19 protein-coding genes and 2 pseudogenes are annotated in these 23,825 nt (G+C 63.6%); 7 read left to right on the top strand and 14 right to left on the bottom strand.

Annotated features, from left to right (window positions below):
- Positions 1-703: alpha/beta fold hydrolase (locus VNZ93_RS08430; protein ID WP_325702847.1), on the bottom strand; the 703-nt coding region annotated here is incomplete at its 3' end.
- Between the two features lie 205 nt (positions 704-908).
- Here VNZ93_RS08430 and VNZ93_RS08425 point away from each other — a divergent pair.
- Positions 909-2,270 (top strand): DEAD/DEAH box helicase, encoded by a 1,362-nt coding sequence (locus VNZ93_RS08425; RefSeq protein WP_325702844.1) that lies wholly within the window; start codon positions 909-911, stop codon positions 2,268-2,270.
- A gap of 130 nt (positions 2,271-2,400) precedes the next feature.
- The gene (locus VNZ93_RS08420) at positions 2,401-3,471 is read left to right on the top strand and encodes a GGDEF domain-containing protein (RefSeq protein ID WP_325702841.1); all 1,071 of its coding nucleotides are present in this window, start codon (positions 2,401-2,403) and stop codon (positions 3,469-3,471) included.
- A 4-nt stretch (positions 3,472-3,475) separates the two neighbouring features.
- Here VNZ93_RS08420 and VNZ93_RS08415 read toward each other — a convergent pair whose 3' ends face one another.
- The 10 genes from VNZ93_RS08415 to VNZ93_RS08370 all read right to left on the bottom strand — a co-directional run bounded on the left by VNZ93_RS08415 (position 3,476) and on the right by VNZ93_RS08370 (position 11,593).
- The gene (locus VNZ93_RS08415; RefSeq protein WP_325702838.1) at positions 3,476-3,847 is read right to left on the bottom strand and encodes a TfoX/Sxy family protein; all 372 of its coding nucleotides are present in this window, start codon (positions 3,845-3,847) and stop codon (positions 3,476-3,478) included.
- Between the two features lie 40 nt (positions 3,848-3,887).
- Positions 3,888-4,277, bottom strand: coding sequence for an iron-sulfur cluster assembly accessory protein (locus VNZ93_RS08410; RefSeq protein ID WP_325702835.1), 390 nt, complete (start codon positions 4,275-4,277; stop codon positions 3,888-3,890).
- Between the two features lie 123 nt (positions 4,278-4,400).
- Positions 4,401-4,823: a VOC family protein gene (locus tag VNZ93_RS08405; protein WP_325702832.1), complete on the bottom strand. Its 423-nt coding sequence runs from the start codon at positions 4,821-4,823 to the stop codon at positions 4,401-4,403.
- Positions 4,823-5,215, bottom strand: a complete 393-nt coding sequence (locus VNZ93_RS08400; RefSeq protein ID WP_325702829.1) for an SUF system Fe-S cluster assembly protein — start codon at positions 5,213-5,215, stop codon at positions 4,823-4,825. The genes VNZ93_RS08405 and VNZ93_RS08400 overlap by 1 nt, the downstream gene beginning before the upstream one ends.
- Positions 5,212-6,459 carry a cysteine desulfurase gene (locus VNZ93_RS08395; protein ID WP_325702850.1) on the bottom strand — a complete coding sequence of 416 codons (1,248 nt, stop codon included), beginning with the start codon at positions 6,457-6,459 and terminating at the stop codon, positions 5,212-5,214. The genes VNZ93_RS08400 and VNZ93_RS08395 overlap by 4 nt, the downstream gene beginning before the upstream one ends.
- A complete protein-coding gene (gene sufD / locus VNZ93_RS08390; RefSeq protein ID WP_325702826.1) occupies positions 6,456-7,787 on the bottom strand; it encodes a Fe-S cluster assembly protein SufD in 1,332 nt (443 codons plus the stop codon). The genes VNZ93_RS08395 and sufD overlap by 4 nt, the downstream gene beginning before the upstream one ends.
- Positions 7,788-7,804: 17 nt before the next feature.
- Positions 7,805-8,560, bottom strand: a complete 756-nt coding sequence (gene sufC, locus VNZ93_RS08385; RefSeq protein WP_325702823.1) for a Fe-S cluster assembly ATPase SufC — start codon at positions 8,558-8,560, stop codon at positions 7,805-7,807.
- A gap of 12 nt (positions 8,561-8,572) precedes the next feature.
- On the bottom strand, positions 8,573-8,866 hold the full coding sequence (locus tag VNZ93_RS08380; RefSeq protein ID WP_325702820.1) for a hypothetical protein: 294 nt from the start codon (positions 8,864-8,866) through the stop codon (positions 8,573-8,575).
- Positions 8,863-10,344 (bottom strand): Fe-S cluster assembly protein SufB, encoded by a 1,482-nt coding sequence (gene sufB / locus VNZ93_RS08375; RefSeq protein WP_325702817.1) that lies wholly within the window; start codon positions 10,342-10,344, stop codon positions 8,863-8,865. The genes VNZ93_RS08380 and sufB overlap by 4 nt, the downstream gene beginning before the upstream one ends.
- Positions 10,345-10,432: 88 nt before the next feature.
- Positions 10,433-11,593 carry a cysteine desulfurase family protein gene (locus VNZ93_RS08370; protein WP_325702814.1) on the bottom strand — a complete coding sequence of 387 codons (1,161 nt, stop codon included), beginning with the start codon at positions 11,591-11,593 and terminating at the stop codon, positions 10,433-10,435.
- Positions 11,594-11,859: 266 nt separating this feature from the next.
- Here VNZ93_RS08370 and VNZ93_RS08365 point away from each other — a divergent pair, with 266 nt between their 5' ends.
- Both VNZ93_RS08365 and VNZ93_RS08360 read left to right on the top strand, forming a co-directional pair.
- The gene (locus tag VNZ93_RS08365) at positions 11,860-12,525 is read left to right on the top strand and encodes an alpha/beta hydrolase (RefSeq protein WP_325702811.1); all 666 of its coding nucleotides are present in this window, start codon (positions 11,860-11,862) and stop codon (positions 12,523-12,525) included.
- Between the two features lie 78 nt (positions 12,526-12,603).
- A complete protein-coding gene (locus VNZ93_RS08360; RefSeq protein ID WP_325702808.1) occupies positions 12,604-14,640 on the top strand; it encodes an ABC transporter ATP-binding protein/permease in 2,037 nt (678 codons plus the stop codon).
- A gap of 140 nt (positions 14,641-14,780) precedes the next feature.
- Here the strand turns inward: VNZ93_RS08360 and VNZ93_RS08355 are convergent, their stop codons facing one another.
- Positions 14,781-15,932, bottom strand: coding sequence for an anhydro-N-acetylmuramic acid kinase (locus VNZ93_RS08355; protein WP_325702805.1), 1,152 nt, complete (start codon positions 15,930-15,932; stop codon positions 14,781-14,783).
- Positions 15,933-16,170: 238 nt separating this feature from the next.
- Here VNZ93_RS08355 and tyrS point away from each other — a divergent pair, with 238 nt between their 5' ends.
- Positions 16,171-17,424, top strand: coding sequence for a tyrosine--tRNA ligase (tyrS, locus tag VNZ93_RS08350; protein ID WP_325702801.1), 1,254 nt, complete (start codon positions 16,171-16,173; stop codon positions 17,422-17,424).
- 62 nt (positions 17,425-17,486) lie between these two features.
- On the opposite strand, the gene VNZ93_RS08345 is transcribed toward tyrS, so the two are convergent.
- Positions 17,487-21,029 (bottom strand): DUF3971 domain-containing protein, encoded by a 3,543-nt coding sequence (locus VNZ93_RS08345; protein WP_325702798.1) that lies wholly within the window; start codon positions 21,027-21,029, stop codon positions 17,487-17,489.
- A gap of 176 nt (positions 21,030-21,205) precedes the next feature.
- Between VNZ93_RS08345 and bcp the strand changes: the two are divergent.
- Together bcp and VNZ93_RS08335 are read left to right on the top strand one after the other, a co-directional pair.
- Positions 21,206-21,664 (top strand): annotated as a pseudogene (gene bcp, locus VNZ93_RS08340) (thioredoxin-dependent thiol peroxidase); the annotation flags it as partial.
- Positions 21,665-21,762: 98 nt separating this feature from the next.
- Positions 21,763-23,187 carry a peptidoglycan DD-metalloendopeptidase family protein gene (locus tag VNZ93_RS08335; protein ID WP_325702795.1) on the top strand — a complete coding sequence of 475 codons (1,425 nt, stop codon included), beginning with the start codon at positions 21,763-21,765 and terminating at the stop codon, positions 23,185-23,187.
- Positions 23,188-23,611: 424 nt separating this feature from the next.
- Here the strand turns inward: VNZ93_RS08335 and prfB are convergent.
- A pseudogene (prfB, locus tag VNZ93_RS08330) lies at positions 23,612-23,825 on the bottom strand (peptide chain release factor 2); the annotation flags it as partial.

The following is a 23,825-nucleotide window of genomic DNA, read 5'->3' as shown; positions in this document are numbered from 1 at the left end:
CGCGCATCCAGTCCATCAGCGCTTTCGTTACGGCATCGGGACGCTCCAGAGTCGACAGGTGGCCGCAGTCCGGCACCACGACGAGCTTGCTGCCGGGAATGAGCCCCGCCATTTCTTCGGACAAGGCCGGCGGCGTGAGCTGGTCGCCGTCGCCGACCAGAACAAGCGTCGGGCACGTGATGCCCGGCAGACCGGGCCGTGAATCCGGCCGCGTCAGGATCGCGGTCTGCTGACGCGCAAAAGCTTCCGCCCCCGCCATCAGCGTCATGCCGCCCGCGATGGCCTTCAGCGCGCTGTCGCCCTGGCGATCCTTGTGCACCAGCACCGGCCACAGCATCGCGTTGATTTCATCGAGTTTTCCCGCCCTGGCGAGCGCGATCGAGGCCTTGCGCCGCTCCGCCGCCTCGGGTGTATCGCTGCGCGATCCGGTGTCGAGCAGCGCGAGCTTTTCCACCCGCTCCGGCGCAATCCGCATGATGGCGAGTGCGATGTAGCCGCCCATCGACAGGCCCGCGAGCGCAAACCGGCGCGGCGCCTGATCGAGGATCTGCCGGGCAATCGCGTCCATACTGTCGGCGCGGCGATGGTCGGCCACTGTCACTGGGCCGTATGTCCACAAGGCGGCCACCTGCTCGGTATAGAGGCGGGCGGTGCAGCCGAGGCCCGGAATAAGCAGGATCGGCAGGCTGGCAGCGTCGGTCATGTCATCCTTCCGTCATCGTCTGAGAGCCAAAAACGCTTGTATTTATTTAACTTAACGGCCTTCTGGAGCATTGACTTTCGGGCTCTCGCCCCTATTTTCGCGGGCGACGGTCCGATAGACAGATTCGACCGCCCCCTCTCGCGCGAAACGTCATCCTTTGGAGGTCCGGCGCGAGCCCAGATTCCGGGCGGCGTTTAGAGGTTATATGTCCTTTTCCCAACTCGGCTTGTCCGACAAAGTATTGGCCGCCGTTAAGGCCGCAGGCTACGAAAACCCCACTCCCATTCAATCCGAAGCTATTCCGCACGTTCTCGCACGTCGCGACGTCTTGGGCATTGCGCAAACCGGTACCGGCAAGACAGCCGCTTTTACCTTGCCGATGATCACGATGCTTGAGACCGGCCGCGCACGGGCGCGCATGCCGCGAACGCTGATCCTGGAGCCCACGCGCGAACTCGCCGCGCAGGTTCAGGAGAATTTCGAGAAATACGGTGTCGGCCAGAAACTGAATGTCGCCCTCCTGATCGGGGGCGTTTCTTTTGATGACCAGGACGCCAAGCTCACCCGCGGCGTCGACGTTCTGATTGCCACTCCGGGCCGGTTGCTCGACCATTTCGAACGCGGGCGCCTGCTGCTCACCGGCGTCGAATTGCTGGTGATCGACGAAGCCGATCGCATGCTCGACATGGGCTTCATCCCTGACATCGAACGCATCTGCAAGCTGGTTCCCTTCACCCGCCAGACGCTGTTCTTCACCGCGACGATGCCGGCGGAAATCCGCCGTGTCACCGAGCAATTCCTCTCCAGCCCGGTCAAGGTCGAAGTCGCAAAGCCCGCCACGGCGGCCGCCACCATCACCCAGCAGCTCGTCAAATGCGGCCGCGAACCGCACGAGAAGCGCGAGATGCTTCGTCGGGTGATCCGCAACACCACCGAGAATTTCAAGAACGCGATCATCTTCTGCAACCGCAAGCGCGAGGTCGCTCTGCTGCACCGCTCGCTGGTGAAGCATGGCTTCAACGCCGTCGCCCTGCATGGCGACATGGACCAGCCGGCGCGCATGGCCGCGCTCGACAAGTTCCGCAAGGGTGAAGCCGATCTGCTGATTGCGTCCGATGTCGCCGCGCGCGGTCTCGACATTCCGGATGTGAGTCACGTCTTCAATTTCGACGTGCCGTTCCATGCCGACGACTATGTCCACCGCATCGGCCGCACCGGCCGCGCCGGCAAGTCAGGCACCGCTTACACGATCGTGACCTCGGCCGACCAGAAGGCGGTCGCTGCGATCGAGAAGCTGATCGGGCAGCAGATTCCAGTCGCGCCGTCATTCGGCAAGCCCGACAGCGTCGAGCCCGAGGAAGCGCCGGTGCGAACCGAGCGGCCGCGCGAACGTCAGCGTGGCGAGCGGCGCCGCGGTAGTCACAGCCCGGCCCCCACGGCTGCAAGCCCGGCTCCGGTTGCGCGGATCGATCAGGCGCGGCGCCGGCAGCAGACCGCCGCCGATCTTGAGCCAGACCATTCCCACCTTCCCGCTTTCCTGCTGCGCCCGGTTCGGGTCAAGGCTTGATCCGGGACGGCGCACTACGGCGCACTCATTTACCTCTCATTCACCTTAGTGACCTAGGGTCAGGTTCCATCCCGGCCGCGCGTCGACGGCGCGCGGCTGAAGTTTTTTGCGTGCCTTCGGGAGGCCAACAATGGCGACCAGCGGCGACGAACACGAACGAACGATGGCGTTCGCGGAAATCGCAATTGGGCAGATCAAAGCACTCCGCCAGCCAGCAACACCGCGAAATTTCGAAGTCTGGTACGCCTACGCGACCGGCTACCACCCTTCGCTCAATGAATCGATCAACGAAATCCTCTCGCGGCGCGGCCGGCTGACCGAAGCCGAGGTCGAACACATCTGCAATTCGTTCCTATCGCCGACCCGTCTGAGCGAACGCATCGACGTCGTCGGGAGCCGTGTGGTCGACGAGATCGACCAGGTCATGGCGATGGTCGATGTCGCGATCGGCTCGACCAATACCTGCTCCGAAAGCCTCGCCGGCGTATCGAACGAGCTAACCCAGGCAGACCGCGAGGGACTGCGCGCGATCGTCGAGAGCCTGGTCCACACCGCCAAGGAAATGGAGTCTGTGAACCACACGCTCGAGGAGCGGCTCACCGCGTCCAAGCTCGAGATCAACCAGTTGCAGCGGCACCTCGAGGTGGTTCGCAATGAAAGTCTGACGGATCCCCTGACCTCGCTGTCGAACCGCAAGTTCTTCGACGAAGCGATCACCAAGGCGGTTCAGGAAGCCACAGCCGAGAACGAGGTCCTGTCGCTTCTGATGACGGACATCGACCACTTCAAAACCTTCAACGACACCTACGGCCATCTCACCGGAGATCAGGTGCTGCGCCTCGTCGCTCAGTCGGTGAAGGCGAACGTCAAGGGGCAGGATATCGCGGCGCGCTACGGCGGCGAGGAATTCGCGATCATTCTCCCGAATACGGTGCTGCGCTCGGCAGTGACTGTCGCGGAGCACATCCGCCGCGCGGTCATGAGCAAGGAACTGATGAAGCGCTCGACCGGCGAACATCTCGGTCGCATCACGATTTCGATCGGTGTCGCGATGCTCCGGCCAGGTGACACGGCACAATCGCTGATCGGCCGTGCGGACGCCTGCCTCTACACCGCCAAACACGCCGGACGTAACCGGGTGATCTGCGAAACCGATCCGGAATTCGCCTCGCCCTCGATGCCGGCGACCGCGGTCGCCTGAGCCTTCATCGGCTTCGTGTCGTTTTGCGCCGCCCACCTCGGGCGGTTTTCTGTTTCGGGATGGCCTTGCGCTGCGCCACCGCGAGCGAACGCGCGGCCCATTGCGCGAGTTCGTCCGGATCGTCGTAGAACCGCTCGGGCATGCGGAAATACGACATCACTGCACGCCTGCCATTCTTCGCTTCGTACTGAAATGGCGGCAGATTCTCGCGCTCGAAATCCGGCGCGTTGGTCTCGTCGGTCTTGAGATAGATCGCGCGGTCGGAGATGAGCGCGAACATCACTCCATCCGCATAGACGCCGGCGCCGCCAAACATGCGGCGCACCGAAACCGGGCGAAAGTTCGCAAACAATTCGCGGATGAAATCGGGGTCCACGGTGCGTCACTCCGGGACAGCGAACCCGAAATGGCCGGGATCAGTATGCGCCGGCTCCGGCGCTCTCGCCCTCCGCGGGCGTAAGCTGCACCGACTCGCCGCAGCCGCAGGCCGAGGTCTGGTTCGGGTTGTTGAACACGAATTGTGCGGAGAGCTTGTCGCTCTTGTAGTCCATCTCGGTGCCGAGCAGGAACAGTACCGCTTTCGGATCGACCAGGATCCGCACGCCCTTGTCCTCGACGACCTCGTCGGTTGGGTTCACGCTCTCGGCATATTCCATGGTGTAGGCCATGCCGGCGCAGCCGCCATTGCGAACGCCGACGCGCAAGCCGGCGATCGGGCGGTCCGACTTCGCTATCAATTCCTTGATGCGGTCGGCGGCGGCTTCGGTGAGCCGCATCACTTGGGGCCTCGGTCGGGCTGTGGCCATCGGTGGTTCTCCTGGCACCGGGTTCAAGGTCCGGTTCGGGACTCGTATGTCCCTAAAGTAGCAACGAAATCCCCGCTGTGAAGTCCTTCGAGGCTGGATTAGCTCGAGCCCCGGAAATCCCTGTCAGTAGGTCGCCCAGACCCCGGGCGTCACCAGCTCCAGAAGGTGGCCGTCCGGGTCCCGGAAATAGATGCTGTGACCGCCGCGCGGCCAGTCGGTCCGGCCCTCGATCGCGACACCGTGCGTATCCAACCTCTTTTCCCAGGCCGGTAATTCGTCAGCGCCGATAGCAAAGGCGATATGCAGCGGACCGTGCCCGTCATGCGGCGGGATGGTCCCGCCTGGCATATGGACGGTCTCGAGCGTCCCGCCCCGCCTGAACAGCAGGAGCACGCTCGTGCCGCCGACGTCGTAGGCGTGAAAGCGGCCGTCCCCGTTCAGCGACGTCAGGCCGAGCACCTCTGTGTAGAACGACGCTGCGCGGTCGAGGTCGTCGACATAGAGCGCCGTTTCGAGCACGCGGCCGAGTTTGAGACGCTTCGTCATCACCACATGTTCAGAACGAGCCGCGCCTCATCGGACATGCGGCTCGGATCCCAGGGCGGATCCCACACGATCTGCACATTCACGGGGCCGACACCCTGCACGCTCGACACTGCATTCTCCACCATCTGCGGCAGTTCGGCCGCGGCAGGGCAGTTCGGCGTGGTCAGCGTCATGTCCACATCGACGGTGCGGTCGTCCTTGATGTCGACCTTGTAGATCAGCCCGAGTTCGTAGATGTCCGCCGGGATTTCGGGATCGTAGACCGTCTTGAGCGCAGCGACGATGTCGTCGGTCATGCGCGACAGTTCTTCCTGCGGCAGCGCCGATTGCTGCGCGGGCGTTGCCGCCTCGGCGGCCGGCTTGTGTTCGTCGGACTTGATGTCGTCGGTCATGAGAAGAAATCCTGCGCCTTGATCAGGGCGCTCGCAAGGCTATCGACCTCGTCCCTGGTATTGTAAAGGCCGAACGAGGCCCGGCAGGTCGCCGTGACGCCGATCCGGTTGAGCAGCGGCATCACGCAATGGGTTCCGGCGCGGACGGCAACGCCCGAGCGGTCGATGATGGTCGCGACGTCATGCGGATGCGCCCCGCGCATCTCGAACGAGACCACCGCGCCCTTCTCTTTCGCCTGACCGATGATCTTCAGCGAATTGATCTCGCGCAGCCGGTCATGGGCGTAGCGTATCAACCCATCCTCGTGCGCCTTGATCCGGTCCTTGCCGATCGAGTTCACATACTCGATCGCAGCGCCGAGCCCGATCGCCTGCACGATCGGCGGCGTGCCTGCTTCGAACTTGTGCGGCGGATCGCCATAGGTCACGCGGTCTTCGAACACATCGCGGATCATCTCGCCGCCGCCGTTGAAGGGCGGCATGGCCTCGAGATGCTCGGTCTTGCCCCACAGCACGCCGATGCCCGACGGGCCGTAGACCTTGTGGCCAGTAAACACATAGAAGTCGCAGCCGATGTCCTGCACGTCGATCGGCATATGCACCGCGGCCTGGCTGCCATCGACCAGGACCGGAATGCCGCGCGCATGCGCGATCCGCACGACCTCCTTCACAGGCACGTAGGTGCCGAGCGCGTTCGACATATGCGTGATCGCGACCATTTTCGTGCGCGGGGTCAGCAGCTTCTCGAACTCGTCGATCAGGAAATTGCCGTCGTCGTCGATCGGCGCCCACTTTATCACCGCGCCCTGGCGCTCGCGCAGGAAATGCCACGGGACGATGTTGGAATGGTGCTCCATGATCGAGAGGACGATTTCGTCGCCCTCTTTCAGGCGCTCACGGCCGAAGGTGTACGCGACGAGGTTGATCGCCTCGGTCGCGTTGCGCGTGAAGATGACTTCCTCGTTGCGCGGCGCGTTCAGAAATCTGGCGACGATCTCGCGGGCGCCCTCATAGCCTTCCGTCGCAGCATTGGCGAGATAATGCAGCCCGCGATGCACGTTGGCGTATTCGTGCGTATAGGCATGCTGGATGCGCTCAAGCACGGCGTTGGGCTTCTGCGCCGACGCCGCATTGTCGAGATAGACCAGCGGCTTGCCGTAAACCTGCATCGACAGCGCGGGAAAGTCCTGCCGGATGCGGGCGACGTCGTAAGAGCCGTTGGTCACTGCCGGGTGCATGGTCAGCCCCGCGCCTTCAGCCACGCGCGCGCCAGATCCATCAGCGCCTCCCGCACGACCTCGTTCTCGACCGCCTCGACGGCTTCGCCGATAAAGGCTTCGACCATCAGCGCCTCGGCCTCCTTTTGCGGAATGCCGCGCGCCTTGAGATAGAACAAGAGATCGTCGTCAAGGGCGCCGGCCGTCGCGCCGTGACCGCACACCACGTCGTCCGCGAAGATCTCAAGCTCGGGCTTGGCGTCGGCCTCGGCATCCTCGGAGAGCAGCAACGCATGCGTCGCCATCTTGGCGTCGGTCTTCTGCGCGTGCGGTTGCACGATGATCTTGCCCTGGAATACCGAGCGGCTTTCGTCGTCGAGCACCGCCTTGAACAATTCGCGGCTCTCGCAATGGCCGACGGCGTGATCCATCACCAGCGTATTGTCGGCGTGCTGGCGCGCTTTCAGCAGGCTCGCGCCGCGCACGGCAGCATGGGTGTCGCTGCCATTCAGACTCATCGCGATCTGGTTGCGTGTGACGGCGCCACCGGCGGTGAAGGTGAAGTCGTTGAAATGTGCGTTCTTGCCGATCTCTGCGACAAGCGAGGCGACGTGCAGGGCGCGATCGCCTTCGCGGCCGATCTTCACGTGGTCGAGACGGCCGTCATCGGCAATCGCAACATCGATGGCGTGGTTGGCCTGATTGTCGATCCCGTCGGCACTTTCATGGCTCTCGATGATCGAGAGAGAAGAGCCCTTCCCGACACTCACCAGCGAACGCGTGAATACCGAAACCGGCTTGATGGACGTCGTGACGAACACGAGATGGATCGGACGTTCGACCTTTACGCCATCCGCGGCAAGGATCACGGCGCCATCGCTCATCATTGCGGTGTTGAGCGCAAAGGCCGGGTCGTCAGCCAGCGGTGCGCGCCGGCCGAGCCGTTCGACGACATCCGCCTCGCCTTGCGACAAGGCCTCCGCCAGCGATCCGATCGACAGGCCGGGCTCGAGCCCCGCGAGATCCGAAAGGTCGGCTGCAAACACGCCATCGACGATCACGATGCGCCGTGCCTTGGCCGCGCTGGCGAACGCGCTCGCCGATTTCGCCTTCAGCTTCGCTGCCGCATCCGGCAACGGTGCCAGAGGCTTGGCGTCGCGCATCAGCGCGCGCAGGTCGGTGTATTTCCATTCCTCGACGCGGCGGTGCGGCAGGCCCTTCAGCTCGAAGGTCCGGAACGCATTCTCACGCAGCGACTTCACGGATGCTGCGCCGGGCAAATGCGCACGCGCGCCGGCAAAGGCCTCGGCGAGGCCTTCTTCAGCTGCGGTTTTTATGACTTTGAGTTCGGCCATGTCTGTCAGCGCGGGCGTTACGCCGCCTCTCCGACATATTGCGCGTAGCCCTTCTCTTCGAGCTCGAGCGCCAATTCCTTGCCGCCGGTGCGCACGATGCGGCCTTTCGACAGCACGTGAACGACGTCGGGCACGATGTAGTCGAGCAGCCGTTGATAATGCGTGATCACGATAAAGGCACGCTCGGGCGAGCGCAGCGCATTCACGCCGTCGGCCACGATCTTCAGCGCGTCGATGTCGAGACCGGAATCGGTCTCGTCCAGCACCGCGAGCCGCGGCTGCAGCATGGCCATCTGCAGGATCTCGTTGCGCTTCTTTTCGCCGCCGGAAAAACCGACATTGACCGCACGCCGCAACATCTCCTGGCTGATGCCAAGTTCGCCGGAGGCCTCGCGCACCTTCTTCATGAAGTCGGGCGTCGAGAGTTCGGGTTCGCCGCGCGCCTTGCGCTGGGCGTTCACCGCCGTGCGCAGGAACGTCATCGTGGCGACGCCCGGAATTTCGATCGGATACTGGAAGGCGAGGAACAGCCCCTTGGCTGCGCGCTCGTCCGGCTCCATGTCGGCGATGTTCTCGCCGTTGAACAGGACTTCGCCTTCCGTGATGTCGTAGTCGGCCTTGCCGGCCAGAACATAGGACAGCGTCGACTTGCCCGAACCGTTCGGGCCCATGATGGCGTGGACCTTTCCCTTGTCGACTGTCAGGTCGAGGCCGTTCAGGATCTTCTTGCCGCCAATCTCGACGTGCAGATTCTTCACTTCCAGGAGATGCATCGGTCTATCCAGTCAGTCGTCGAGCGTGACGATGTCGTCAATCAGCTCGTTCAATGTTCGCTTGTTGCCGCCGCCGGCATCGACCGCATTGGTCGAGGGGACCGCAACGTTGTCAGTAACCCGGAACGCATCCGGACCGTCGCGGCGCACCACCAGGAAGCGGCTGCCGCCCTTGATGACGAGGTCGTCGTTCTCGCGATAGACCTCGACATCCGGAAAATGCTCCGCGACGCAATCGACGAGTTCGCCCGCGGACTTGTTGGCTGCGAGGCAGGCGGTCGCGGCCGTTCGGAAAGCGTCACTCATCCGACGCTCCCTTCGAGCGAGATCGAGATCAGCTTCTGCGCTTCCACCGCGAATTCCATCGGCAGCTGTTGCAGCACGTCCTTCACGAAGCCGTTGACCACGAGCGCGGTCGCCTCCTCCGCCGACAGCCCACGCTGGCGGCAATAGAACAGCATGTCCTCTGAAATCTTGGACGTGGTCGCCTCGTGCTCGAACACGGCGGACGAGTTCTTGGCTTCCAGATACGGCACGGTATGCGCACCGCATTTGTCGCCGACCAGGAGCGAGTCGCAGTTCGTGAAGTTGCGCGCGCCGGTCGCCTTGCGATGCGCCGACACAAGCCCGCGATAGGTGTTCTGCGAACGACCGGCGGAGATGCCCTTGGAGATGATCCGGCTCGTCGTGTTCTTGCCGAGATGGATCATCTTGGTGCCGCTATCGACCTGCTGCATCCCGTTCGAGATCGCGATCGAGTAAAACTCGCCACGCGAACCATCGCCGCGCAGGATGCAGCTCGGATATTTCCAGGTGATCGCGGAGCCGGTCTCGACCTGCGTCCAGGAGATCTTGGAATTCCTGCCGCGGCAATCGCCCCGCTTGGTGACGAAATTGTAGATGCCGCCGCGACCTTCCGAGTCGCCCGGATACCAGTTCTGGACGGTCGAATACTTGATCTCGGCGTCATCGAGCGCGACGAGTTCGACCACTGCGGCGTGCAGCTGGTTTTCATCGCGCATCGGCGCCGTGCAGCCTTCGAGGTAGCTCACATAGGAGCCCTTGTCGGCGATGATCAGCGTGCGCTCGAACTGTCCGGTATTCTTCTCGTTGATGCGGAAATAGGTCGACAGCTCCATCGGGCAACGCACGCCCGGCGGCACATAGACGAACGAGCCGTCCGAAAACACCGCCGAGTTCAGCGTCGCATAGAAGTTGTCGGTCACCGGCACGACCGAGCCGAGATACTTCTTCACCAGTTCGGGATGCTCGCGGATCGCTTCCGAAATCGGCATAAAGATCACGCCGGCCTTGGCGAGCTCCGCCTTGAAGGTGGTTGCGACCGAAACGCTGTCGAACACCGCATCGACGGCGACGCGCCGCTCGCCCTCCGGGCGCTCGACGCCCGCAAGGATCTCCTGCTCGCGCAGCGGAATGCCAAGCTTCTCGTAAGTCCGCAGGATTTCCGGATCGACCTCGTCCAGCGACTTCGGCGCGGCGTTCGTCTTTGGCGCCGCGTAGTAATAGATGTCCTGAAAGTCGATCTTCGGATAATGCACGCGCGCCCAGGTCGGCTCGCGCATGGTCAGCCAGCGGCGATAGGCATCAAGCCGCCAGTCGAGCATCCACTGGGGCTCGCTCTTCTTCGCCGAGATGAAGCGGACGGTGTCTTCGGACAGGCCCTTCGGGGCCTTTTCGGATTCGATAAGCGTCTCGAACCCATACTTGTACTGGTCAACGTCGATACGGCGAACCTGTTCGACGGTCTCTTGTACGGCCGGCATTCTGTTCTCCCCTTGCGGTTTCAAGGACCGCAGCGGATCTGTCGGTTATGGCTGTCAGCTGTGCGTCGGTTTCCCTCCGCGCGGCCGCTTAAGCGGCGATGACTGTTCGCCCCTTAAGTAGTGATTCAGAGAGCTTTGTCCAAGCACTTAGAAAGCGTTCAATGTCCTCATCCTTGGTCGAATAGCCGATCGAAACCCGTATCGCGCCGCGCGCGAGCAACGGATCGACCCCCATGGCGCCCAGGACGTGGGACGGCTGTACCTTACCCGAAGAGCAGGCGGAACCCGACGAAACCGCGACCCCTGCCAGATCGAAACCGATCACGGCCGTTTCGGCCCGCAGCCCCGGATGGGTGAATGACGTGGTATTCGGCAACCTTCCCGCCGATGCCCCGAAAATGATGGCGTTCGGGGTCGCGGCGAGGAGCCCGGACTCGAGCCGTTCGCGCAGGCGCCCGACGTGGTCCGTTTCGGTACTTTTCGCGTCCAGAATGGCGGCCGCTGCTGCGCCGAAACCGGCGATCGCGGCGACATCTTCCGTTCCAGCGCGAAGCCCCCGCTCCTGACCGCCGCCGCGAATGAGCGGATTGGCGAGGTGCAGGCCGTCCTTGCGAACCAGCGCACCCGCGCCCTTCGGTCCGCCGATCTTGTGCGAAGACAGCGTGAGAAGATCGGCGTCCAACGCATTGAAATCAATAGCGATACGCCCCGGTGCCTGAACGGCGTCAACGTGCAGCTGGCCGCCCGCTTCATGAACAATCTGAGCAACCTCGGACACGGGTTGAATGATACCGGTCTCGTTGTTGGCCAGCATAACAGATACCAGCGCCGGCTGGCCTGCCAGAAGGGTTCGCAACGCGTCGAGATCGACCACTCCCTGTCTGTCGACCGGGATCGTGGCGACGCGGTCGCGGCCGAAGCCGCCGCCCGCGAGGACCGAAGGATGCTCGACCGCGGAAACCAGCAACCGGTCAGGCGCCGTCTGGCCAGGCTTTCGCGCCCAGCCCGGCGACAGCGCCAGCGCGTTGGCTTCGGTCGCGCCGCAGGTGAAGGTCACATTGGCCGCATCGGCAGCCACGAGCGCAGCGATCTGGCCCCGGGCCCGCTCGATCAGCTGGCGCACCTTCCGGCCTTCCGCGTGCACGGACGACGGGTTGCCCACGCAATCCAGCGCCTCCAGAACGGCGGCACGGGCCTGCGGCCGCAGAAGCGCGGACGCATTCCAGTCTAGATAAGCGCGCTCTGTCATGGATTACGTCAATACCGTCCGGAAGCGCAGGGTTCCGAGATTGTCCTAGCACGGGTGCGAGAAAGCTTGCATTTCGCCCCTCGCCTTATGGTAGATACCGCCCGTCACACCCAAGCGACGCACGCCTTCGCGGTGGCAGCCGGGGTGTGTCGATCAACAATTAGAACGGTTCTAAAAAATTTCGTGCGCCCAATCAACCCGCAAGCGCACTGTGGAACCGCGCGGCAGAGCCCTCCTCCCCTTTGCCGCCCAGCCGAGGTTCGTCCATGCCTGAGGTCATCTTCACCGGTCCCGCAGGTCGCATCGAGGGCCGTTATCATCCGGCCGGACAGAAGAATGCGCCGCTCGCCCTGATCCTGCACCCGCACCCGCAATTCGGCGGGACGATGAACCACCAGATCGTCTATCAGCTCTATTACGCCTTCGTGCACCGTAATTTCTCGGTCGTCCGGTTCAATTTCCGGGGCGTCGGGCGTAGCCAGGGCGCATTCGACCATGGCGTCGGCGAATTGTCCGACGCGGCGGCCGCGCTGGATTGGGCCCAGACCATCAATCCGGAGGCACGCTCCTGCTGGATCGCCGGCTTCTCGTTCGGCGCTTGGATCGGGATGCAACTCCTCATGCGCCGGCCCGAGATCGAGGGCTTCATCTCGATCGCGCCTCCCGCAAATCTTTACGACTTCTCGTTCCTGGCGCCCTGCCCCTCGTCCGGCCTGATCATCCATGGCGACAAGGACGCGGTGGTGCCGCATCGCGACGTCACGACGCTGGTCGACAAACTGAAGACGCAGAAGGGCATCGTGATCGAGCAGAAGGTCGTTGCCGGTGCGAACCACTTCTTCGATCAGAAGATCGAGTCGCTGATGACGTCGGTGAACGAGTATCTCGACAAGCGTCTCGGGACGACCGGCCGCAAGCCGAGCGCGGCGTAAAGCGCCGAGTCTCTGCGACAATCAGGAACGGAACTTTGCTGACGGCGTTGTGCCCCGCATCAAGCGAGGCCGCGCGCCATGTCGGACGTCAGATCAGCGAAACAACAGAACACGGAGAAAACTCCGGACGACGCTGATCGTCTGAAGGCGAAGCGCGCGACCGAACCTTCCGGCGACAGCGAAAAGTCCGATCCCGCCGAAGATTCGGACAAGTCGCTCGACGATACCGCAGCGGAGCCGGAAGAAGCGCCGCCCCCAGATCCCGCCATCGATCCCGAGGAAGAAGCGCGCAAGGAAAAGGAACGCCGGCGGGCGCTGAAGGGACGCTTCTGGTCTTCCGCCTCCAGGTTCTGGGGCCGCAACGGCGACCGACTGGCTTGGCCCCTCACCATCGGCCTGTTCGTCCTCGTCCTCCTCACGGTCGCCGCGCAATACGGCGTCAATGTCTGGAACCGCGCGATCTTCGATGCGCTAGAGAAGAGGGAATCTGCGCGCGTCCTCTGGCTCGCCGGCATCTTCTTTCCGCTGGCCGCGGCGAGCGTCACGCTGGGCGTCATCAATGTCTTCGCCCGCATGTCGACGCAGCGCCGCTGGCGCGCATGGTTCAGCGATCATGTGCTCAACGAGTGGCTGAAGAACGGTCGCTATTATCAGCTCAACCTCGTCAGCGGCGACCATCAGAATCCGGAAGGACGTTTGACCGACGACCTGCGGATCTCGACCGATGCGCCGGTCGACTTTGCCGTCGGGGTGACCAACGCATCCCTCTCCGCCATCACCTTTATCTACGTGCTCTGGACCATCGGTGGCTCGCTCACGATCCCGCTCGGCGGCTCCGAGATCACGATCCCCGGCTTCCTCGTCGTCGCCGCAATCCTCTACGCGGTGATCGCTAGCGGCACCATGACCTTCGTCGGTAGGCGCTTCGTCGAAGTCTCGGAATCGAAAAACCAGGCCGAGGCCGACTATCGCTACCAACTCACACGCGTGCGCGAGAACGGTGAGAGCATTGCCCTGCTCGGCGGCGAAGAGGAAGAGCGCGCGGGCCTGAACCGTTCGCTCGTGACCGTGCTGCGCCGCTGGCGCGAGCTGTGCGGCCAGCATATGCGCACAACGGTGGTCTCGCAGGGCTCCGGGATCATCGCCCCTGTCCTGCCGATCATCCTGTGCGCCCCGAAATTCCTCGATGGCTCGATGTCGCTCGGCGAAGTCATGCAGGCGGCATCGGCCTTCACCATCGTGCAGGCGGCGTTCAACTGGCTGGTCGACAATTATCCGCGGCTTGCCGAATGGAGCGCCGGCGCCCGGCGGGTCGCCTCGCTGATGGTCTCGCTCGATGCCCTGGAGCGGGCGGAAAGCGGCGAAGACATGAATCGTATCAAGCGTGGCGAGACCACCGAGGCCGCATTGCGGCTGAAGGATTTCAGCGTGGCGCTCGATAACGGCAAGGCCGTCGTCGACGATACTGACGTAGTGATCAAGAAGGGCGAACGCGTGCTGATCGCCGGCGCGTCGGGCAGCGGAAAGAGTACGCTCGTGCGCGCGGTTTCCGGTCTGTGGCCCTGGGGCGGCGGCGAAGTCGACATCCAGAAGGACGCGCGGCTGTTTCTTTTGCCCCAACGCCCCTATGTCCCGACCGGCACACTGCGCCGGGCGGTGGCCTATCCCGGCGCCGCGGAGGACTGGGACGCGGACACGATCGGCAGCGCGCTCGATCGTGTCGGGCTCGGCCATCTCAAGGATCGCATCGAGGAGGATCAGCCCTGGGATCAGACCTTGTCGGGCGGCGAGAAGCAGCGGCTGACCATCGCGCGCGTGCTACTGCACCGGCCGGACATCATCGTGCTCGACGAGGCGACGGCCGCGCTCGATCCGAAGAGCCAGGACGACCTGATGCAGATGCTGTCGGAGGAGATGGAGGGACTGACCATCCTGAGCGTCGGGCATCGGCCGGAGCTCGAGCAGTTCCATTCGCGCAAGCTGACGCTCGAGCGAAAGCAGGGCGGCGCGAAGCTGGTGAGCGATATCCTGCTGGTGCGCCCGCGCGGTCAGCCGCGGCTGATCCAGCGGCTGCTGCGGCGATCGAAGAAGGCACCGGCTGCCAAAGCGGCGTGAGATGCTCGCGCGAGCGACGATCGTCGCAATCAGCATGTCAGGAGAATGCGGACGCCGCGAGCAACGACACATCTACGAGCATGAAAACGGCGCGCGCCAGGACTTTTCTCATGTAAAACCAAAAGGCGGAAAGGCCTGTTCTACAGGCTCATCCGCTTCCGGCCGGCGGCGCGCGGCTCGGCCAGCACACCACCGGTCATCGGCTTCGGCACGGCGGTCGTCGTTGGAAACGTGATCGGCAATCCCCGCAGAGAGCGCACCGCCATGTAGGCAAAGGCCTGCGCCTCGATCGCGTCGGCGTTCCAGCCGACATCTCCCGCGGTTTCGACGCGCGCCGGCGCAAGCCGTTCGCCGAGCATACGAACCAGCGTCGCGTTGTTCGCACCGCCGCCGCATACGATCCAGCTACGCGGCGCTTCCGGAAGATGCGGGACGATGGTCGCGACCGTCGCAGCGGTGATCGCGGCAAGCGTCGCCGCGCCATCCTCGACGTTCTTTTCCGCAAGCTGTGCGCGATCCGCGACCCATTCGCGGAAAGCGTTCCGGTCGAGCGACTTCGGCGGCTTCAGCGCGAAGAAGGAATGCTTCAGCACGCGCGCGACCGCCGCCTCGTCCACCTTCCCGCGCGCGGCTGCGCCGCCGTTCTCGTCACGGATCTCGCCGCGTCGCGCGCGCATGAAGTCGTCGATCAGCGCATTGCCCGGCCCGGTGTCGCAAGCATAGGGATCGGGGATGCCATCGATAAACGTGACATTGGCGACGCCCCCGATATTCAGCACGGCGATCGGACGCGGCCGGTCGAGCATCGCGGCCAGCGCCCGGTGATAGACCGGCACGAGCGGCGCACCCTGCCCGCCCTCCGCGACATCGGCCGCGCGCAAATCGTAGACCACGCGAATGCCGGTCTCGTCGGCCAAAGCCTGTCCGTCTCCGATCTGGATCGTCAGACGGTCGTCCGGCCGGTGCAAGACGGTCTGGCCGTGGAAGCCGATCACGTCGATGCTGGCCGGATCGATGCCATTCGCATCCAGAAACATGCGGACCGCCCCGGCATGCAGAAGCGTTGACATCTGCTCGGCGTCCGCGACCGCGCCAGGCCGGGCGTCGCGGCTGGTCAGGCTGCGCGCCTCCTCGACGGCGCGCCGCAGCAGGGCGACCTCATCCTCGCGATACGGATGCAGCGCCGCGGGACCGAACCGGCTCACGGTCTCGCCGTCGGTTTCGAGCACGGCAATGTCGATGCCATCCATCGACGTGCCGCTCATCAGCCCGATCGCGCGCCAGGTCCGCAAGGAAGCCGCCCCGTTTCAATCCCCTGCCGGACCTGATACACCACCTGCGCGCCGCTAGTGGAGCGGATTTGACATTCGCTAACACCCAGCCGCGGGCTCACGAAGCGAATGTCAAATCCAAAGCTCCACTAGATTCATATACTTGCTAGTGGTCCTTTGATTCTAACATTCGCAAACAACCTCGCCGAGAAGGGATGCGAATGTTAGAATCGGACGCACTAGCGAATACGGTCTTACCATGAGCCAGTTCAAATCTGATTTTCTGCGCGTTCTGTCGGAACGCGGTTACATCCATCAGGTCTCGGAACCAGAAGCGCTGGACGCGCTCGCGGCGTCGAAACAGATCACGGCCTACATCGGCTATGACTGCACGGCCCCGTCCCTGCATATCGGCCATTTGTTGCCGACCATGATGCTGTACTGGATGCAGCAGACCGGCCATCGCCCGATTGCGCTGATGGGTGGCGGCACGACACGCGTCGGCGATCCGTCGGGCAAGGACGAAAGCCGCAAGATCCTGACCGAAGAGGTCATCAACGAAAATCTGCGCAGCATCCGAGCGACCTTCTCGAAATTCCTGAAGTTCGGCGACAGCCCGCGCGATGCCATCATGGCTAACAACGCCGACTGGCTGAACACGCTCAATTACATCGACTTCCTGCGCGATGTCGGCAGGCACTTCTCGATCAACCGGATGCTGTCCTTCGATTCGGTAAAGCTGCGGCTCGAGCGCCAGCAGGAGCTGTCCTTCCTCGAATTCAACTACATGATCCTGCAGGCCTACGACTTCGTGGAACTGCACAAGCGTTATGGCTGCGTGCTGCAGATGGGCGGCTCCGATCAATGGGGCAACATCATCAACGGCATCGATCTCGGCCGCCGGGTGATGAATGCGCAGTTGTTCGCGCTGACAGCACCGCTGATCACCACCTCGTCCGGCGCAAAGATGGGCAAGACCGCAGCCGGCGCGGTCTGGCTTAACGCCGACATGAAGAGCCCGTACGAGTATTGGCAATTCTGGCGCAACACCGAAGACGGCGACGTTGAGCGCTTCCTGAAGCTGTTCACGGTGCTGCCGCTCGACGAAATCAAAAAACTCGCGGCGCTTCAGGGTCAGGAGATCAACGAGGCGAAGAAGACGCTCGCAACCGAGGCGACGGCGCTGATGCATGGCCGCGAAGCCGCCGAACTCGCCGCCGGAACCGCGCGCCGCACCTTTGAAGAAGGCGCGCTCGCGGAAGATCTTCCATCCATCGAGATCAAATCATCCGATCTCGCCAATGGCCTCGGCGTGCTCAACGCTTTCGTGCAGGCCGGCCTCGTCGCGTCGACCAGCGAAGCGCGCCGTCAGATCAAGGGCGGCGGGCTCAAGGTGAATGACGAGACGGTCACCGACGAGAAGATGACTCTCGGCTCCGGCAACCTCACGCCCCAGTCGGTGATCAAGCTGTCGCTCGGCCGCAAGAAACACGTCCTGCTCCGGCCGAACTGAGCCGGCGCGTCCCTATCCGCTTCAGGCCATTGCTCCGGCAATCCGGAGCCGCGGGCGGTTCGCTAACGGATCGGCATGGGCGGGATCGGAGCGACCTCACCCGACTCCAGCACGCGCCCGGTCGGATATTCGAAGAACTTGCGCAGGAATCCGGGCATGAGGCCCGAAGCCGGATTGACGTTCAACGTCGGTGCGCTCGGCGGACCCACCACCTGATAGGTGAAGCCGAACAATCCTTCCTTCGGGCCCCCGAGGAAAGCGCCCACCAGCGGAATCTGACCGATCGGATTGTTGATGCCGTAGAGCGGCACAATCGTGCCGCGCATGCGCACATCGTTTTGGGCGAAATCGATATTGCCCTCGAGCGTGGCGCCGATCACCGGTCCCTGCACAATGCCTTCCTTGACCTGCAGACGGCCGGGTGTGCGGGTGAAGTCGACCCTCATGCGCGTGAAGTCGACGCCGCGTGAATCGTTCTGCCCGCTGCCGCCGACAACGCCGCTCAGCTTGGGCTCGCCGCGGACGGAAAAATTCTGGACGTTGATGACGCCGTCCTGCGGCGCCTGATCCGGCGTCGGCACATCCATGGTGACGAACATCTGTCCGCCCTGGACGCGCGGATAGGTATCGGTGAAGCGCATCAACGCACCGGCGTCCTGCGTCTCGAAATGCAGGACGTTGCGGCGCTGCGCCGACGCACGCATGTCGCCGGTCAGCGTGCTGCCCTGCCCGATCGTCGAACTGAGCGCGAAGGTGCGGATATGCCCGCTGCGACGCGCCATCCGCATTTCAACGCGGCGCAGAGCCTCGCCGTTGTGGCCGGCAATCACGCCGACGCGCATGTCGAAATCGATATCGATCGGATCGCTTTTCGGCTTTTCGCCCGGCTCGCCGCCACCGAAAAACGCCTTCACGAAGTTGCGGCCGTCATACACATCGCCGCGCATCGACACACGCAAGGCCCCGTCAGAGCCGCGCTCTGCCTTGACGCTCGCCTTGTCGCCATCGGACAGCGCAAAGACCGGGAAATTCGCGAGCGCCAGATCGCCCTTTTCGTCCAGTTCCACGGTGCCGCGCACATTCACACCCGACCCGTCGATCGCGACGTCGTCGAAGCGCGTCGACTTCTCGCGCGTCAGAACGGTGAAGGTCGCCTGGTTCTTCTTGCCCGCAGGCTTCACCCAGCCTGGCAGCAGATTGTCGATCCTGGCCGGCGTCAGGTCGGCTTCGACATTGAGGCGGACGTCCTTGTTGTCAGCGATCTTGCCGGAAATCCTGATCGGCACCGGGCCTGCTAGCGATGGACCCGTGCCGAAGCCGAAACGGGCGCGCGCGGCCTCGTCGAGCGTTGCACGCACATGAACGTCCGCCTCGGGACTGTCGACGACCTTGCGATAGTCGAGCGAGGCCGGCGTGTTGTTGATCCGGACATCGCCCCTGATCTGATAGCCGCGATTGTCGGCACTGACTTTCAGCGCCTGCGCCTCGATCTTCTGGCCCATCACCATCTTGTCGGCGGCAAAGCCCGCAACATCGAGGTTGATGGTGTATTGCGTCGCGCCCGGCTCGGGGTCCTTCGTGATCGGCAACGAGACGGTGACCTGTCCGCTGAGATTGCCACGGCTGTTCGACGAATCCATCGGGACCGCGGCCTGGCCGCGCAGCCTCTCGCTCCCGAGCAGTTCGAGTGCGGCCGGAACCGGACCATCGATGCGAAACTGCGCGCGCGCGGGCGGCGCTTTCGGATGCGTATCCGGCACCTCGAATACGCCATTACTGACGGTGAGCTTGCGGCCGCCGCCGAGATCGACAAAGCCACGGCCGACCGACACGAGGACGCGCCGACCCTTGATGCTGGTCTTCAGATCCGCATCGGTGATCGGCGGCAGGCCAACCACCGGCCGGATGGTGGCATTGCGGACGGTGATGTCGACGGACAAGCCATCCTGCGGAATCGGAGGCCCGTCCTCCTTCAGATTCTCGATCGGCGAATTGGTCGCAATGTCGATACGTTCGATATCGCCACTGTCGAGATTCTCGACCACCCAGTTGCGCACCTTGGTCGCAACGAAAACCGGCCAAACCTTCTTTGCGATGGACGCCGACATCGGCGTCATTGCAACGCCGGCCTTCAGCCGTGGCTCGCCCGAGAAGTCGACGCTGCCGCTGAGATAGGCTGCGATCGGACCACCTGCGATATCTCCCTGCACCAGCTCGATGCGCTTGCGATCGAGGTCGACATTGGCACGCAGCAGGATCTTGTTCAGAACGATCGCCTTCGGATCGGACACCCCATCTGCGAGCACCACCGAGCCGCCCGTCACGATCGCCCGCCAGGGCTCCTGCGGTCCCGTCGGCGCATCGAACCGGCTGATCAGGGTGAACCTGTTGGCGCCGGCGAAAATCTGGAACGGCATCGTCAGGTTGCGGCGCTGCGCATCCCAGTCGAGCGTGACGTCGGCGCGGTCGATGCGGAAATGCCCGCCCACATCTTCCGGGTCGCCGATCAGGCCGGAGCCCGCAATGATCTTGCCCTCGACTATGCGCGGCAGCGAATCCGGTCCGATCTCGGCACGGATCGATCCGGTCAACGGGACATCGGCATGAAACTGTCCGCTGCCGATCCGCGTGGCAAGGAAGAGGTCCTTGGTCGAGACCTGCTTGAGGTCGATGCTGATCAGCCGCCGCTGGACGCCGACCGGCCTGATCGATGCGGCAAGCGACCACGGGCGAGCTTCGTCTTCCGAGCTGAGGCGAATGCTGATGCCCTGCCCCGGACGGTTCACGCTGAAATTGATGTGCTCGAAGAGCCAGTGCTTGTCGGTCCGCAGGTCGTCGACCTTGAGAACCCCGTTCTTCAGACCGATCTCGCCAAGCCCTTGCCCGTCAAAGCCGCGCGTCGAAATCTGGTCGAGCCATGCAATCAGCCCGACAAATCTCTCGGCGCCCGTCGGCTCGGGCGTGGATACCGGTGCTGGAGCGGGCGTCTCCGGTGCGGCCTGGCCCGGCAGTGGCGCGGCCTTCACGATCGCTGGCGTCACGGCGAGCGGGCGCTTCTCGGCGCCGGTCGAGATCGTGACCTGGCCGTCCTCTTCGATTCGAACCGACAGCTCGGCGCCGACAAGGCTCACCCGGCGCGCGCGTATTTCGCCGCGCAGCAGACTGGAGCCGGAAACCGCGACTTCTGCCTTCGGCGCGCTCGCAACGATCACGCCATCGGTGTCGCGAATCTGCATGTCGCGGATCCGGACAGCCGTCCGGCCGGCATCGTCGCGTTCAATCTGGGTGCCGCCGATCGCGACACGGTGAGCCGGCCCGATATTCTGTTGGATAGCGGCGGCCAACCAGGGAGAAACGAAATTGATTTCGATGGGGGCAATGGCGAGCCGGAGCCAGAGGCCCCCGATCAGCATCAGGATGACCGAGACGGCCGCTCCCACCCCGAGGCCGATACGGCGCACGAGCGGACGGCGCGCAAAGCGACGCGCGCGCCAATAGGCGCGCATCGCCTGCGACCGCAGGTCTTTTCCGCACGTGCTGCGGTGTTCCCGAAGGGTGTCTTCGAGATCGCGAAGCGCATGCAACCGAGGTGCCGGTTTGGTCATGCCGGGTCGGACATCCCCTTGTCCGTATCGCCAGCGCCGGTTACGTCGCCAGACCAGTTGACTTGTTTGCCGTGAACGGACCCGTTTGGGCGCCCTCCCGCCTTCGCCCAAAAGCAGGATCGTACGGCCAGATTGAGCCGCCGAAAGCGTCGAAAGGAAGGCATATGGCCGACACGCTGACCGAGGGGAGCAAGGCCCCCAAATTCACCCTCCCGGACGCGAATGGCGTCGAGGTTTCGCTTGCCGATTTCAAGGGCAAGGCGCTGGTCATCTATTTCTACCCCAAGGCGGACACCCCCGGCTGCACTACCGAAGCGATCGATTTTTCGCGGCTTTCGAAGTCGTTTGCAAAGGCCGGTGTTGCGGTGCTGGGCGTATCTGCGGACCCGGTGAAAAAGCTCTGCCGCTTCCGGGACAAGCATGACCTCACCGTGCGCCTTCTCTCCGACGAAAATCACACGATGCTCGAGGCCTACGGGGTCTGGGGAGAGAAGAAGCTTTATGGCCGCACCTTCATGGGCGTGAAGCGAACCACCGTCCTGGTCGGCCCGGACGGGCGAATCGCCAGAGTCTGGCAGAACGTCAAAGTGTCCGGCCATGCGGAAGAAGTCCTTGCGGCGGCAAAGGCATTATAGGTGTCTACCCACGAATGATTTGCGGAAAATTAACTATACGGGACTGAAATCGGCGCTGTTCAGCGTCGGCCCGCCGAGGGGTCTGGCGGGGAGTCTCCATGTCCTACCGGCCGCATTCGCATCATCCCAATTCCCATCATCACCCTGACCAGTGGGCATACGAATATCCCAGGGGTCACCATCCGCAGCCGCACCAGGCACATGCGCCGCAGACCCGCGCGCAGCACCAGACCGCCCAATCGCACGCCCAATCGCAGAAGCAGCAGCGCCGCCGCAGCGGATGGGCTGACTACACCCTCATCCATGGCCGCCGTCAGGTCCGGCTCGGACCGGTGGCGTTCTGGATCGTTGTCGGCAGTCTGGTCGTCATGGCCGGCTGGTCGATTCTGACCGGGACCTATTTCGCTTTCCACGACGATGTCCTGAAGCGCCTGATCGCACGCCAGGCGGAGATGCAATACGCGTATGAAGACCGGATCGCGGAGCTGCGCGCTCAGGTCGATCGCATCGCGAGCCGCCAGTTGCTGGATCAGGAACAATTCGAGCAGAAGCTGGAGGCTCTCGTCCGCAAGCAATCGGTGCTGGAACAGCGCGCGGCGACGCTGAGCTCGCTGCCGGACTACACACCGACCGGATCGATCCCCAAACCCGCGCGCGGCAGCGACGCAAGCAAGGGACCGAACGCGAAGCCCTCCCCGATCAATGACACGGTGATCTTCCGGGCGCCGCCGGATCGCGAGGCCCGGCTTGAATCGCGTACCGTGCCAGCCGTCAATCTGCGCAATTCCGCCAAGACGCGCGGTGGCGTCGAAGGCGCCCTGGCGCGTATGCAGGAATCGCTCGACCGCATAGAAGCAAAGCAGTCGGTCTCGCTCAGCGCCTTGGAGGAGAATTTCGAGTCGCGCGCGCGCCGCATCCGCAGCGTCCTGACCGACCTCGGCATCAATCCCGGCAAGGCCCTGCCGCCTGCGCCTCCCCCGCCTTCGGGAGTTGGCGGACCGTTCGTGCCCGCCAATCTCGCGTCGGATGAAAAATCTTTCGAGCGTCAGCTGTACCGCATTCATGTCTCGCGCTCGCAGGTCGACCGCCTGACGCGCACGCTGCTCGATGTGCCCGTACGCAAACCGGTCAGCGGGGAGATCGACCTGTCGTCGAGCTTCGGTACGCGTGTGGATCCGTTCCTGCGTTCGCCTGCGATGCATACCGGCCTCGACATGCGCGGCGACACCGGTGATCCGGTGCGCGCGACCGCGAATGGAACGGTGACAATCGCCGGCAACAACGGCGGCTACGGCAAGATGATCGAGATCGAACACAAGAACGGATTGGCGACGCGCTACGGCCATCTGTCAGCGATCGACGTGAAGGTCGGACAATCCGTCAAGATTGGCCAGGTCATCGGCAAGATCGGTTCGACCGGCCGCTCCACTGGCCCGCATCTTCATTATGAAACGCGCGTCGATGGTGAAGCTGTCGATCCGCAGAAATATCTGCGTGCCGGAATTCGTCTCGGGCTCAACTAAGTTCCCGATTGTCCGCACTTATCCTCGATCATCGCTCGACATTGCGACGTTTCGTGACTTGACTTCCGCTGTGGATGATTCACGTTACTCATCCTAGCGTGACGAGCACGGAGGTTGTGATGGAACCACCGATGCAGGAAGCCGCGAAGATCGCCGCCTGATCGTTCGGCGGACGGCGTAGCGGCGCCGATAAACACGAGCGGTTTGCCGGCGCGGACCTCAGGGGCAGCATCAGTCGGGCAATGCCCCGCCTTGGTCCGCCCCGGCGATACTTCTCAGAGTTTCACCAGCCGACATTCATCAGCGAAGAAGCGCGCTGGGTGAAGCATCGCAAGTCGGCGCAGAGCTGCGCCAAGCATGCACACGACGCTTCCGCGTCCACACAACGCCTCCGTCACCGCGACGGCAACCTTGCCGCCGCCGGTCAGTCGACGTCTTCCACCTGATCGGGACCGCCGCCGAACGCCTTCTGCGCAAGTGCGGCCGCCATGAACTGGTCGAGATCGCCATCGAGAACGCCGCCGGTATCGGAGGTCGAGACGCCGGTGCGCAGATCCTTCACCATCTGATAGGGCTGCAGGACATACGAGCGGATCTGGTGGCCCCAGCCAATATCGGTCTTGGCGGCATTTTCCGCT

It is taken from the genome of Pseudorhodoplanes sp., from assembly GCF_035565795.1.
Taxonomy (GTDB): domain Bacteria; phylum Pseudomonadota; class Alphaproteobacteria; order Rhizobiales; family Xanthobacteraceae; genus Pseudorhodoplanes.
The sequence above is the reverse complement of the archived record's forward strand: the minus strand, read 5'-3'. Positions and strand labels throughout refer to the sequence as shown.